12 protein-coding genes and 4 tRNA genes are annotated in these 12,574 nt (G+C 66.1%); 6 read left to right on the top strand and 10 right to left on the bottom strand.

Annotation, left to right across the window (positions count from 1 at the left end; genetic code table 11):
• Positions 1–54: 54 nt before the first annotated feature.
• The 4 genes from ABD817_RS22425 to ABD817_RS22410 form a co-directional block, all read right to left on the bottom strand.
• Positions 55–128, bottom strand: a tRNA-Phe gene (locus ABD817_RS22425).
• Positions 129–156: 28 nt separating this feature from the next.
• Positions 157–231, bottom strand: a tRNA-Asp gene (locus ABD817_RS22420).
• A 103-nt stretch (positions 232–334) separates the two neighbouring features.
• A tRNA-Glu gene (locus ABD817_RS22415) sits at positions 335–407 on the bottom strand.
• 92 nt (positions 408–499) lie between these two features.
• Positions 500–2,002, bottom strand: coding sequence for a metallophosphoesterase family protein (locus ABD817_RS22410; protein WP_344920034.1), 1,503 nt, complete (start codon positions 2,000–2,002; stop codon positions 500–502).
• A 34-nt stretch (positions 2,003–2,036) separates the two neighbouring features.
• On the opposite strand from ABD817_RS22410, the gene ABD817_RS22405 reads away from it, so the two are divergent.
• Positions 2,037–2,387 (top strand): metallopeptidase family protein, encoded by a 351-nt coding sequence (locus ABD817_RS22405; RefSeq protein ID WP_344920033.1) that lies wholly within the window; start codon positions 2,037–2,039, stop codon positions 2,385–2,387.
• Positions 2,388–2,555: 168 nt separating this feature from the next.
• Positions 2,556–3,851: an MFS transporter gene (locus ABD817_RS22400; RefSeq protein ID WP_344920032.1), complete on the top strand. Its 1,296-nt coding sequence runs from the start codon at positions 2,556–2,558 to the stop codon at positions 3,849–3,851.
• 1 nt (position 3,852) lies between these two features.
• Here the strand turns inward: ABD817_RS22400 and ABD817_RS22395 are convergent, their stop codons facing one another.
• The gene (locus ABD817_RS22395) at positions 3,853–4,302 is read right to left on the bottom strand and encodes a PspC domain-containing protein (RefSeq protein WP_344920031.1); all 450 of its coding nucleotides are present in this window, start codon (positions 4,300–4,302) and stop codon (positions 3,853–3,855) included.
• A gap of 152 nt (positions 4,303–4,454) precedes the next feature.
• Between ABD817_RS22395 and ABD817_RS22390 the strand changes: the two genes are divergently transcribed.
• Positions 4,455–5,612, top strand: coding sequence for an acyl-CoA dehydrogenase family protein (locus ABD817_RS22390; RefSeq protein WP_344920030.1), 1,158 nt, complete (start codon positions 4,455–4,457; stop codon positions 5,610–5,612).
• A 13-nt stretch (positions 5,613–5,625) separates the two neighbouring features.
• Here the strand turns inward: ABD817_RS22390 and ABD817_RS22385 are convergent, their stop codons facing one another.
• Positions 5,626–6,249 (bottom strand): 3'-5' exonuclease, encoded by a 624-nt coding sequence (locus ABD817_RS22385; protein WP_344920029.1) that lies wholly within the window; start codon positions 6,247–6,249, stop codon positions 5,626–5,628.
• A 116-nt stretch (positions 6,250–6,365) separates the two neighbouring features.
• Here ABD817_RS22385 and ABD817_RS22380 point away from each other — a divergent pair.
• Positions 6,366–6,441: transfer RNA gene (locus tag ABD817_RS22380), tRNA-Lys, on the top strand.
• 685 nt (positions 6,442–7,126) lie between these two features.
• Here the strand turns inward: ABD817_RS22380 and ABD817_RS22375 are convergent.
• Entirely contained in the window at positions 7,127–7,546 is a 420-nt protein-coding gene (locus ABD817_RS22375; protein WP_344920028.1) for a hypothetical protein, read from the bottom strand.
• Between the two features lie 268 nt (positions 7,547–7,814).
• Here ABD817_RS22375 and ABD817_RS22370 point away from each other — a divergent pair, with 268 nt between their 5' ends.
• Complete coding sequence (locus ABD817_RS22370; RefSeq protein WP_344920027.1) at positions 7,815–8,687, top strand: DUF5919 domain-containing protein; 873 nt, start codon at positions 7,815–7,817, stop codon at positions 8,685–8,687.
• Complete coding sequence (locus tag ABD817_RS22365; protein WP_344920026.1) at positions 8,684–9,499, top strand: inositol monophosphatase family protein; 816 nt, start codon at positions 8,684–8,686, stop codon at positions 9,497–9,499. The genes ABD817_RS22370 and ABD817_RS22365 overlap by 4 nt, the downstream gene beginning before the upstream one ends.
• 950 nt (positions 9,500–10,449) lie before the next feature.
• Here ABD817_RS22365 and ABD817_RS22360 read toward each other — a convergent pair.
• From ABD817_RS22360 to ABD817_RS22350, 3 genes are all read right to left on the bottom strand, one after another.
• Positions 10,450–11,028 (bottom strand): hypothetical protein, encoded by a 579-nt coding sequence (locus ABD817_RS22360; RefSeq protein WP_344920025.1) that lies wholly within the window; start codon positions 11,026–11,028, stop codon positions 10,450–10,452.
• A gap of 323 nt (positions 11,029–11,351) precedes the next feature.
• On the bottom strand, positions 11,352–11,786 hold the full coding sequence (locus ABD817_RS22355) for a tyrosine-type recombinase/integrase (RefSeq protein ID WP_344920024.1): 435 nt from the start codon (positions 11,784–11,786) through the stop codon (positions 11,352–11,354).
• A gap of 519 nt (positions 11,787–12,305) precedes the next feature.
• A complete protein-coding gene (locus ABD817_RS22350) occupies positions 12,306–12,503 on the bottom strand; it encodes a hypothetical protein (protein WP_344920023.1) in 198 nt (65 codons plus the stop codon).
• Positions 12,504–12,574: the final 71 nt, after the last annotated feature.

The raw sequence follows: 12,574 nt of genomic DNA, 5'->3' as shown, positions 1-12,574 counted from the left end.
TCAAAAAGCCCCGGGCCGTGATTGGCTCGGGGCGTTTGTGCTGCTCAGTTGCTGTGGTCAGGGGCGGGGTCGAACCGCCGACCTTCCGCTTTTCAGGCGGACGCTCGTACCAACTGAGCTACCTGACCTCGGTGGTGGATCGAACACCTACCAGAGCGGTCCTGACGGGACTTGAACCCGCGACCTCCACCTTGACAGGGTGGCGAGCACTCCAAACTGCTCTACAGGACCTTGCTTCCGGGGCTTTTGTCCCGGTCGTTCTTGCCTCGCTTAGCCTACCAGTTTTCCGGAGGTCTTCGACCTGCCGTTTCCCTGGCGAGCCTTGGCTCGGCCGTGCCCCCAACGGGATTCGAACCCGTGTCGCCGCCTTGAAAGGGCGGTGTCCTAGGCCACTAGACGATGGGGGCTCAAGACTCTCGTCTCGTTCCGTTGCCGTCTTCCGCTGGAGACCTCTGAAGCATAGGGGACTTTTGCCCCCGATGCCAAAGCGGTTTGCGGCTTACGGCGTCGGTGTGACGGTGACAGACGCCGTTGGAGACGGGTCGATCGTCGGCACAGGAGAAATTGTACGGCCAGGGTCGGTCTCCACGTGACGCTGGATCTGAACCGACTGCTCACCGAGCCCTCCCAGGGTGATGTCGTCCCAGGCCCGCAGGCGGTGCGTGTCGGCGTCGAAGTACAGAACGGAGGCGGCGACGGGGGTGGGTTCGTCGTGTTCGAGGGCCCGGAGACCGGCTCCGCCGGTGGATCCCTGGACCAGGAGACGGGTGCCCGAGGGCAGCAGCTCGGTGGATCGCTCGTGGGAGTGGCCCGTGAGGACCATCGGGACCGCGCCCGAGAACCCCTTCGCGATCGTCGGGTCGTGGACGGCGACCAGGTCGACCTGCTTGGGCATCCGCGCCAGCTCGGCGGCGCGTGCGCGGCCGAGGGCGTCGAGCGATTCGAGGTTGGAGTCGACGGAGACGGACTTGTCCGGGGTGAACCGGGGGTCGCCCATGCCGTAGATGCGCAGCCCCGCGACGGTCTTGGCCTCGCCGTCGAGGACGACCGCGTTCTTCTGCCTGGCCACGGCCCGCTGGGTGGTCATGGAGTCGTGGTTGCCCCTGACGAAGACGTACGGGACGCCGAAGGTGCCGATCTCCTCGGTGAACCTGTCCTCGGGGCCCGTGCCGTGGTCGGTCAGGTCGCCGGTGTCGATGATCGCGTCGATCTTGAACTGGGCGGTGACCGAGCGGATGAGGTTCCAGGCGATGGGGCTGAGGTGGATGTCGGAGACGTGCAGCACCCGGATCGAGGTGGGGTCGGCGTCGTAGACCGGCAGGGCGGAGACGACGTCGTAGAGCTGGGAGACGTTGTTGACGAGCTTGGCGAGCTGGATCCGGTAGGACTCGAACCTGGTCACGATCGACTCGGCGTCGCCGACGAGGGACGGCGCGCCGGCCAGCAGGCCGGTGTACTTGGGTTCCACCACGGAGTCGGGCCGGAAGGTCAGGGCGATGGCGGCGCCCGTACCGGCGATCGCGACGGTGATGCCCAGCAGGCCCGCCAGGGCCGGTCCCGGACGGCGGAAGACGATCAGGGACGTGACCAGGGCGCCCACCAGGCCGCAGAGCGCGGCGCGCAGGACCAGCGTCCTGACGCCGGTGCCCAGCTCCTCCTCGAGGAGGGCGGGGAGCCGGTCGGCGGAGAACCTCGGGTCGTCCAGGAATCCGCGGGCCCGGTCGGGGTTGATGTTCTCCAGGGTCACCCTGAGGCTGACGGGGGCGTCGTGGGTGTCGAACAGAAGTGTGCCGAAAGGGTGAGCGTCGACGACGGTCTCCCCGGCCCACGAGGGCTCCGCCGACATGCCGAGCTCCACCGGGCCGACGTTGGATCGTACGGCCCCGCCGAGCATGATGCCGAGCCACGCGCCGGCGAGGGCGACGGCGGCGACGGTCACGCCGAGGGCGACGCGCCCGGTGGCGAGACGACGGGCACCCTGGGTCCAATCAGCGAATTTCATGCGCCTCCACCTCTACCCGGGGTCACGGGGCAGAATGACGGGTGTGATCGAGATCTCGCGGGAGAAGTTCGAGGAACTCGTGGCCGAGGCTCTGGACACCATTCCCCCCGAGCTGACGAAAGTCATGGACAACGTGGTGCTCGTCGTCGTCGACGATCCCCCCGAACCGGATCTTCTAGGTCTCTACACGGGTATTCCGCTCACCGAGCGGGGCGAGTGGTACGCAGGAGTGCTACCCGACCGGATCGAGATCTACCGCAAGCCGATCTGCTCGATCTGCGAGACCGAGGAGCAGGTCATCGAAGAGGTGCAGATAACGGTTATCCATGAGATCGCCCACCATTTCGGTATCGATGATGACCGGTTGCACGAGCTGGGCTGGTAAGTAGCCCCGCAGAGCACGTCAAAGACCTTCTTTCCGGAATGTCGCGGCTTATCATTACAGTTTGCATGCGCTTGATTGCTTTCGGTTGCGCGTAGGCCGTACAGCAGGCACCGTAGGTTACACAGTGAACACCCACAGTCAGTGTGCCTGCGAGCTCAGCGGAGTCCTATGGCGGCGACAAAGTCCGGCCGACTACCCGGGCGGCACCGCCGTCCGGCGGAACGCCAAGCGACCTACGGCGAGGTCATCGCCATCGGGGAGTTCCGCGCGCTCTGGCTCGGCCAGGGGCTTTCCCTCCTCGGCGACCAGCTCTCACGAGTGGCGCTTTCCGTCCTGGTCTTCGAGCGGACGGACTCGCCCCTGGCGACGGCCTCGGTCTATGCCCTGACCTACCTGCCGCCGATCATCGGCGGGCCGCTCCTCGCGGGGCTCGCCGACCGCTACGCCCGCCGGCGCATCATGATCGCCTGTGACCTGCTCCGGGCCGCCCTGGTCGCGCTCATGGCGATTCCCGGCGTCTCGTTCGCCATGCTGTGCGTGCTGGTCTTCTGCGTGGTGCTGCTCAGCGCGCCGTTCTCCGCTGCGCGGGCGGCCCTGCTGCCCGATCTGCTCCAGGGCGACCGCTACGTGGCGGGCTCCGCCCTGCAGAACATGACCAACCAGGGCGCGCAGATGCTCGGCTTCGCCCTCGGAGGCGTCCTGATCATGGGAATGGGGCCGTACCGCGCGCTGGCGCTGGACTCGGCGACCTTCCTGGCCTCCGCGCTCATCATCGTCTCGGGGGTACGGCGGCGTCCCGCCCCCGTCCCCGCCGACGAGAGCCGTCCCTCGATGTGGACGATGACCCGCACCGGCGCCAGGCTGGTCTTCGGCGACCCCCGGCTGCGTACGCTGGTGCTCTTCGCCTGGCTCTGTGGCTTCTACGTGCTGCCCGAGGGGATCGCGACCCCCTACGCCGCCGAGCTGACCGGGGATCCCCAGCGGCTCTCGCTGGTCACCGGCCTGCTGATGGGCGCCATGCCCACCGGTACGGTCGTCGGCGCGTTCCTGTACAGCCGCTACGTCAGCCCATCGAACCGGTTGCGGTCGATGGGCTGGATGGCGATGCTGACCTGCGCGCCGCTGATCCTGTGCGCCGCGCAGCCACCGCTTCCTGTGGTGCTGCTGTTGTGGTTCGTCTCGGGCCTGGGCGGGGCCTACCAGCTCGCGGCCAACGCCGCGTTCGTGCAGTGCGTCCCCGCCGAACAGCGAGGACAGGCCTTCGGCCTGGTCCAGTCCGGCCTGCTGGCCTCCCAGGGCGTCGGCATCCTGGTCGGCGGGGCCGCGGCCGACCACCTCGGCCCCGAACTGGTGGTGGCGCTGGCCGGTGCCACCGGGCTCGTCGTGGCGGCCGTACCGGCCGTGCTGTGGAGAAAATCCCGCAGGGAGATCATCGAGAGGGTACGCGCGGAGGCGACCTCCTGACTCACGCCTGGGGGCGGGTGTCGTCGTCCTGCCTCGGCACCGTGCCGTACGGGGCCTGGGGGGCGGCGGGCGGGAAGGGAGCCTGGTGGGTGGGGTACTCCGGGGTCGTCGGGGTCGTCGGCCCGTGCGACGCGCTGTGCCGGTTGGTCGCCTTGGCCCAGCCCTGCTCGGCCTTGGCTCGGGCGTCCACCCAGATCGGGTTGTCCTTGTTCTTGTCGATCACGTCCTGAAGGACCGACCTGTCCTTGTGCTCGTCGGGCAGGAGCACCCAGCCGATCGCGTAGACCGCCACCCCGAGGCCACCGAAGAAGGTGGCGACGGCGAGGGCCGCGCGGATGATGTTGGGGTCCACCCCGATGTAGCGTCCGATGCCGGAGGCCACACCCGCGATGATGCGCCCGTCCCTGGTCCGCTGGAGCTTCTTGACGCCGGTGAAGTCGTTTTCGTTCATGTCCTCAGACTGCCCGAGGGCGCGCCTTCCTCACATCGGGATTCCCCCTGGCACGACCCTGACCTGTACCCTCCCGCGACCGTACGCGACCCTGACCTCCGTCCCACCCGCACCGGTAATACCCTGACAGGGGCGAAGAGAGAGGGAATCTCATGGACGATCTCCTGCGCGTCGACGACACGCTCGGGGCGGAGCAGCGCCTCATCCGCGACACCGTACGGGAGTTCGTCGCGGACCGGATCCTCCCCCGCGTCGGCGACTGGTTCGAGGAGGCCGTCTTCCCCGCCCGCGAGCTCGCCCCGGCCCTCGGCTCGCTCGGCGTGCTGGGCATGCACCTGGAGGGGTACGGCTGCGCGGGCCTCGACGCCGTCTCGTACGGCGTGGCCTGCCGCGAGCTGGAGGCGGGGGACTCCGGGCTGCGGTCGTTCGTGTCCGTGCAGGGCTCGCTCGCGATGTTCCCGATCTGGAAGTACGGCTCCGCGGAGCAGAAGGAGGAGTGGCTCCCCCGGATGGCCGCGGGCGAGGCGATCGGCTGCTTCGGCCTGACCGAGCCCGACCAGGGCTCCGACCCCTCGGGCATGCGCACCCACGCCAAACAGGACCCCTCGGGCGACTGGATCCTCAACGGCTCCAAGATGTGGATCACCAACGGCTCCGTCGCCGACGTCGCCGTGGTCTGGGCGCAGACCGAGGACGGCGTCCGCGGCTTCGTGGTGCCCGCGGACACCCCGGGCTTCAGCGCCCCGGAGATCCACCGGAAGATGTCCCTGCGGGCCTCGGTGACCTCGTCGCTGTACTTCGACGACGTCCGCCTGCCCGCGTCCGCCGTACTGCCGGAGGTGCGTGGCCTGAAGGGGCCGCTGTCGTGCCTGTCCGAGGCCCGTTTCGGCATCGTGTGGGGCGTGGTGGGCGCCGCCCGCGCCTGCCTGGAGTCGGCCGTCGACTACTCCGCCTCCCGCGTCCAGTTCGGCAGGCCGATCGGCGGTTTCCAGCTGACCCAGGAGAAACTCGCCTGGATGTACGTCGGCGTGGGGCAGTCGCAGCTCACCGCCCTCCACCTGGGCCGCCTCAAGGACGCGGGAACCCTCACCCCGCGCCAGGTCAGCTTCGGCAAGCTCGCCAACGTCCGGGCCGCCCTGGACATCGCCCGCCAGGCACGCTCCATCCTGGGCGGCAACGGCATCACGCTGGAATATCCGGTGATCCGGCACATGAACAACCTGGAGAGCGTCCTGACCTACGAGGGGACCGAGGAGATTCATACGCTCGTGCTCGGCGAGGCCCTGACCGGTATCCCCGCCTACCGCTGACCCGCTCCGGGGTTCATCTCCGGCGGGGGTGCCGCTGGGGAAGCCCGGAGGGACGCCACTCGGGGGCCTGGGCCGCCCTGCCCAGCTCCTCCTCCCAGGAGACGCCCGTACGCAGGTAGAAGCGGAGCAGCTCGGCTCCGGCGCGGGCGTCGGCCAGCGCGGCGTGGGCCCCGAGGAGCGGGATTCCGGCGCGCTCGCAGCACGCGGCGAGGGTCCACCTGCCGTCGGGGATGAAGGCGGGCGCCAGCCGCTGCGTGCACAGGGTCTCGGTCACCCACTCGCTGCCGGGAAGGCTCCGCAGGAAGCGCAGGTCGAAGGAGGCGTTGTGGGCCACCAGGACCCGCCCGGCGACCCGCCGCCAGATCTCGTCCAGCACTTCCTCGATCACCGGCGCGTCCTGGACCATCGCGTTGGTGATGCCGTGGACGTGGACCGCCCCGGTGCCGCGCCGGGGGTTGACCAGCGAGTGCCACTCGTCCACCGTCTCGCCGCGGGCGTCCAGCGAGACGAGCGCGATCTCGCAGATCCGGTCTCCCCTCGACGGCGAGAAACCTGTGGTCTCCACGTCGACCACGACATACCCTGGGCGCATGGAGACATGGGAGGAGAGGGCGGGCTCAAGCCCCGAGCTCGTCATGCCTGCCACTCTAGGAGCCGCTCCCGCCCCCCACCGGGTGTTCCGCAAACAGATGACCATGAATGGGCCTGGCGACGGACGTTAGTGGACACTATCCTCGGTACGCTGTCACCTGCGGGGCGTTAGCTCAATGGTTAGAGCTGCGGACTTTTAATCCGTAGGTTCTGGGTTCGAGTCCCAGGCGCCCTACCACTCCCGACCAGGAACTTAGGCTCTGACCTGGGCCTTTGCTCTTGTTGATCTTACACCGTCCATGCAGCTGGACGCAGCCGTCTGCCAGTGGTCCCGGAATATACGCGGAATGGGACCACCGGCGTTTCCCCAGGTCAGCACGAGCGTTCCGGAAGCTCGCGGAACGATTCCGGGGACGGCGAAGCCCATACGACGCTCGACTCACCGTCAGCATGGACATCCGTGCCCAGCTTGCATGCCGCACCCCTCCTTGCTCCTTGCGAGGGGGTGCGGCGGCACTGGCCAGTGTCGAGGTTTCCCTCCCGGACCTCGACCGCCGAACGCCGCCGCACCCGTCTATGTGGGCAACCGGCTCTATGTGGGCAACCGGCGCACTACGATCATGTCCCCGTGAGGAACGGTCGTGATGATCGACGACTGATCGCCGAACTCACACAGCACCCAGACCTTGCGTGTCCCCATCAGCGGCGAACCATGCCACAACTGCTCGCCAACCTCGGCGACCCTCCCCCACACCCACCCCCGCGCCAGACCTTCGCGCCCGTGGTCGCCACCCCGGACAGGAGCCATCCCGAACCCCGGCGGACCCCCCGCAGGCCCGTAGGTGAAAGCCAGATACTCCCCGCCCCGCAACTCATCGGCCCGGCACACCTCGGAAGGTCCGGCATCCGGCGGCGCCTGACACTCAGCGCGGCCCATGATGAACCTCCACGCTCTCCGGGACCAGCCAGGACGGCATGTGCCGCTCCCGAAGATCCGCGTACATAAGCGCGACGCGATGCGCGGCCTGTTCGGGTTCGGTGGCCGGATGCCAGGCGTAGACGAAGCGACCACGCTGGACGCTCCAGCCGGTACGCCACCAGAACCGGTCACCGTCGCACCAGACCACCAGGCCCACCCAGACCGACACCAATGCCAGCCCGTACCCATCATGGACATCACAGGCGATCTCCCGATCAGCTAGCCGGGCCCGAAGAGTTTCCGCCGTCTCCAGCGGAGACATACCCGTGGGAATCAGCGGCTCAGAAGGCCCGGCCACCTCCCTCATGCCCGCTGCCCGTGCAACGCGCCGGAAACGGAACGCGGCCCCCAGCACATCGAGCACCGATCACGAACACGGAACGGGGACGCGGTCTCGCCGGAACCGGCGAGCAGCCCACGTCGAGAGCTCACGCACTTCCAACCTCGTCCGCCGCACGAAATGCACTGCTCAGCCATGACGCCAGGATTTCCCGAGGCCGCGTCACGTCTCGACAGCGTTCATGTGTCGTCTTCGATCATGGCGTTTCGTTTTGTCTCTTCTATGTCTCCTATCGCTTCGCATTCACGGATAGCCTGGCGTTAAGAGTTCCTTCCTCCTCAAGGCGTTGATCATGACTGGTCGACAGATCGTGCTGAAGACACTGTTACAGCAACGCCATTGGCAGACATGTAAGACTTTCTGCAAGGAGTACGATAAAGCCGCCAAAGTGGTTGATTCAACACTGCAAGGAAGGTGGCCGAGTCGTGCTCAGCTTCACCGCTGGCTTTCCGGAGAACTCAAAGGTCTGCCGTACTCCGATCACTGCCGAGTCCTGGAAGCGATGTTTCCCGGCCGGTCCGTCGAAGAGCTGTTCTCCCTGAGCGATGGCGGGATTCCCGCGCCGCTGGTCACAGCCGAGCCGACAAAGAGCGGTGGCCACGTCACCGAGAGCTGTCCTACATCCCAGATGGCTGACGTGGCAGCCGTGTTCAGTAGCCGGTCGGCCTTCGCATCCGCCTATCCGCCTTCGGCTCTGTTCGACACGGCCAAAGAGATCAATGCCGCCGGGTTGTCACTCAACGTGCTCTGCCAGAACTACCCCGACCACCGGCTCAAGCAACTCCTCGAAAGCGGGACCAGGATTCGATGCCTGTTCCTCGACCCCCAGGGGAAGGCGATCCGCGCCCGCGAAGACGAGGAACGCTACACAGACGGCACACTCACCACGCTGACCGCCCTCAACATCAGCATGCTGAACCGCCTCAAGGAAAAGCTCACTCCGGAAGCGGCCGAGCTGCTTGAGCTGCGTGTCTATGACGAGACGATCCGCTTCAACATCCTCATCGTGGACGGGACCACATGCGTGGTCCAGCCCTACCTCCCACACGCTCGTGGAGTCGACTCACCTACCATCGTGATCAATGACAACACGGCCGCCGATGGGCTGTTCCCCGTCTTCGACCAGGTGTTCACCTCAATGTGGGAGCGGAGCAGCCCCGTATGACCGTCGACACCCGCGCACTCCTGCCGATCGCCGAGCAGGCCGTCACCATCGCCAGCGAGATCGTGAAGACCCGCCTTCCCGGAGCCGTCACCGCCAAAGGCGACCGCGACATGGCCACCGAAGTGGACTACGCCGTAGAGCACGCGGTCCGTGACTTCTTGAGTCGTGAGACACCCGAGATCGGGTTCGTGGGCGAGGAGGAGGGGGCCACGGCCGCTGTCGAAAGCGGCCTCAAGTGGGTACTCGACCCGGTCGACGGGACCGCCAACTTCCTGCACGGCCTCCCGTTGTGCGGTGTCTCCCTCGGCCTGGTCGACAAGGACATGCCAACCCTCGGCGTGATCGACCTGCCCTTCCTCGGCTCCCGCTACAGCGCAGCCGAAGGACACGGAGCCCACGCTACCGGACACAAGATCCACGCGAGCGAAACCGACGACCTTCACGCCGCCGTGATCGCCATGGGTGATTACGCCGTAGGCAGCGACGCGCAAACGAAAAACCGTCTCCGCCTGGCACTCACCCACGAACTCGTCACCCGCGTGCAACGCATCCGGATGTTCGGAGCAGCTTCGATCGATCTCGCCTGGGTGGCGGAAGGCAAGGTCGACGCCCTCATCATGATGAGCAACAAACCGTGGGACACCGCCGCGGGAGTACTCATCGCTCGCGAGGCCGGCGCCACCGTCGTCGACCTGGACGGCAGCCCACACACCATGAACTCCGCAGCCACCATCGCGGCGAGCCCCAAAATCCTCGTTGATCTCATTGAACTCATCACCGAGGCGCGCAAGGCCACCGAGCATAGCGAGTAACTTGCCGAATTGTTCTTATGGGTAATCAAGCGGCGGCGCGGCGGGACCATGGGCCGCCCACGCACCACCCGCCCGCCGTACCAGCCCATCGGCCGCCGTACCGGGACCGCACCGCCCCCCGAGAATCGACCGTCAGCGTTGACCTTTCGCGTTCCCACTTCTTGAGCCACTAGACCCACTTCTTGAGCCACTGGAGTCGAAGGAGTCGTGCGGGGAGGATGAGCATGTGACCTCCACCCCCGCTTTTGATGATTCGGCGAGCACACGAGACCGGAAAGCCGTCGAACACCTTCTCGGCCGTTCACTGAATCGGTCATGGCCGACGGGTGCCCTGGTCCCAGGAAATCGGGTCACGGTACTGCGTGACCCGGTCATGGACGGGCCGTGGCAGAGCGAGTTTCTGGGGACGATCGACGCCATGGGCGCGCCTGAGCCCGTTCAGCATCCACACGCATCTCCTGGGGAGTTGACGTACTGGGTCACCTTCGATGCGCCTCAATACGACAGCGACGGTTGCGGGCCTTACCGCAAGGCCCAGATCTGGGGCCGATATCTTCGAGCTGAAGCGGAGCCCGAGGCATAGTCCAGCCTGCTCCCCATGTCTCCTCATCGGTGCCGGGGATAGTTCGCCAACAATGCACGAGCAAAAGATCAAGGTCAGGTCTGGGATGGTTGCGCCCGACGATCGCCTGATGACGGCTGGTCTCCGATCAAGGTTGGAGGCGATCGACGGTCCGGAGGTTCGTTCCTCATCCTCGACCCACCGAGCACCAGGGCGACGAAGGTGCAGACGTTCCCCGTGCCCCTCGCATGCCCGTCAGGAGGGTGATCAAGGGGGACTCACAGGGAATCACGGTCCCTCGACCCATTTCCCCGCGGGTCAGCATCTTCCCAGCCCAGCGACCAGGTGCGATAGAGATTTCTCAAACTGATGGCGGGGAATCAATGTATCAATCCATCCAGTGGAACCAGGCATCGAACACGCTGTACGGCGGATTGCCAATGATCGTTTTTACTTGAAGTCCAGCCTCCAACGGCAAGCTGAGGACTTGCGAACCGAGTAAGACGATGCCGTGCTGATCAAGCAGCTGGCCAATCTGCCGACACTCCTCCTCCCATCCTGGAAGATTGGCATCCGCGACCCGCGACAGCTCAGGCAGACCATAACTACCGGTACCGTCAGGCCCCGAAGATCGGATGCTGGGCTCGAAGAGCGATGCCAATGGAGCAAGCCGACACAGTGCCAGAGACAATCCTTCGACGTACGTCCAGCCGTCCACGGAACGACGCATCGAACCGTCGCGCTTGGTGATGAAGACATCGATGTAGGACGCATATCCAGAGCTGTAATGCCGAAACTCGGCGTGGTAGACGCTCAACGACGGCATCCGGTCGAGACCGACGACAACCCGCCGGAGGAACCCTTCCACGGAGGTAGCCCCGCCGGCCCATGCTCCTGCCGTGCTTGCCAGCTCATCATTCACGGCGCTTTGGAGCGCTGCCGGGTTGGTCGCCAGCTCCCTGTTCACCGGTTCGCTCCTTGATTTGGTTCCGCGTCCGCTCCGTGCACGATAGCCGGGACATCCTGTCCGTTGGACGGCCAAGGGACGCCGGAGTTGCACTTTGGGTTGCGATACAGGGGCGTTCAGAGCCGTTCAGGATGGACCGAACACGTCCGCTGACCTGCATAGAACTGTTCGGAACAGCGCGAAGCCGATCTTTTGATCCGTAGGTTCTGGGTTCGAGTCCCAGGCGCCCTACCTCAAAGACCTGGGCGGACTCTCCCTTTTTCGTGATCGGGGAGTCTGTCCGGTCGCGTTTCCAGTTGCGGTTATGGCCGAGGCCATTGCCGTCAGCCGTCCCGCAGTGCCCGCCTCGTCCGGGCCGCCGCCTCGGTCGCGAGCGTCCTCGTGATGTGGGTGTACCGCTTGGTCGTGGTGAGCTGGGAGTGTCCGAGGACCGTCTGAATCACCCGGATGTCCACCCCCTGTTCGAGCAGGAGCGTCGCGGCGGTGTGGTGCGCGTCGTGAACGCGGGCGTCCTTGTCGCTCTCGGCGAGTTGCAGCAGCTGTTTCCAGTCGTCCCCGGCGTCGATCGGGTTTCCGTCCGGCGTGCACCAGACGGGATCCCACTCCCGCCACCTGTCCCCCGCCGCTTCCCGTTCGAGCCTCTGTGCCTCGTGGAGCTTGAGGAGAACGATCAGGGGAGGAGGTAGGGCGATGGGACCGTTTGCCCTTGCCCTTCGGTTTGGTGAACGTCCAGCCCTCGGCACGGTCCGGGCAGGCAAGAGCGTGCTTGGCGTAGTCAGCGGCGCAGAACTTCGGACACGCGCCCTCGTGCTTGGTGCAGTTCTTGTGACACGCGGTGAGGCAGACGTGCCGACGGTCAGAGGTGCGCTTGGCCTTGGGGCAGTCCTTCGGGCAGGGGTAGCGGTGGAGGCGGACAGCGCAGGTGTGCGGGTCCTTACAACCGTGCCGGTAGCGAAGCCGCTTGATCTGCCAGAACACCCGGATCACGCCCCTGTCCAGATCCACGTACTTCCACCGCAGACCCAGCGACTCCGATTGCCGAAGTCCCAGCGCCAGCGCCACCGACCAGCGCGTACCGTTCCGGCGATCCTTGACCACGGCCAAGAGGTCTTGAGCCTCTTCCCTGGGCAGCGGCTCAATCTCGTTGTCCTCACCGGTCGGCGCGTCGATTTCGGCGATAGTCTTTTCTTTCGCTCCGCTTCCGTCTAGTGTCCTACCGCCCTCATGGCTTACAGTCGCTCACCATGTTTGGCCCCCGAATTTTTCTGATACTGGGTTCACTCGCGCTTCTCATCGGCGGGTGCCAAGCCGCAGGCAGCGCCGGAAGATACGCCCCTGGACGGCCCATCGTTTTCGCCCTGGTCGGCATCGGCCTGATGCTTGGCGCGCTTGCCCTGGCCATCATCGAACAGCGAGAAAAAAAGCAAGAGCCTCCGGCGGGGGCACTCCGGCCCCAGGATGATCGCCAGGAGCAAGAGCCAGGTTCGTAGTGACTGGGGGCCGGATCTTCCCGGCAAGGGAGGCGTGTGTGTCCGCACGGTTCTCA

Source organism: Streptosporangium oxazolinicum (assembly GCF_039537505.1).
Taxonomy (GTDB): domain Bacteria; phylum Actinomycetota; class Actinomycetes; order Streptosporangiales; family Streptosporangiaceae; genus Streptosporangium; species Streptosporangium oxazolinicum.
Note: the sequence above shows the minus strand (reverse complement) of the source record. Positions and strands in the feature narration are given on the sequence as shown.

Bases quoted from the DNA above. Each gene is read 5' to 3' on its own strand.
- ABD817_RS22410 (WP_344920034.1), bottom strand. From the start codon at position 2,002: ATGAAATTCGCTGATTGGACCCAGGGTGCCCGTCGTCTCGCCACCGGG.
- ABD817_RS22405 (WP_344920033.1), top strand. From the start codon at position 2,037: ATGACGGGTGTGATCGAGATCTCGCGGGAGAAGTTCGAGGAACTCGTG.
- ABD817_RS22400 (WP_344920032.1), top strand. From the start codon at position 2,556: ATGGCGGCGACAAAGTCCGGCCGACTACCCGGGCGGCACCGCCGTCCG.
- ABD817_RS22395 (WP_344920031.1), bottom strand. From the start codon at position 4,302: ATGAACGAAAACGACTTCACCGGCGTCAAGAAGCTCCAGCGGACCAGG.
- ABD817_RS22390 (WP_344920030.1), top strand. From the start codon at position 4,455: ATGGACGATCTCCTGCGCGTCGACGACACGCTCGGGGCGGAGCAGCGC.
- ABD817_RS22385 (WP_344920029.1), bottom strand. From the start codon at position 6,249: ATGACGAGCTCGGGGCTTGAGCCCGCCCTCTCCTCCCATGTCTCCATG.
- ABD817_RS22370 (WP_344920027.1), top strand. From the start codon at position 7,815: ATGACTGGTCGACAGATCGTGCTGAAGACACTGTTACAGCAACGCCAT.
- ABD817_RS22365 (WP_344920026.1), top strand. From the start codon at position 8,684: ATGACCGTCGACACCCGCGCACTCCTGCCGATCGCCGAGCAGGCCGTC.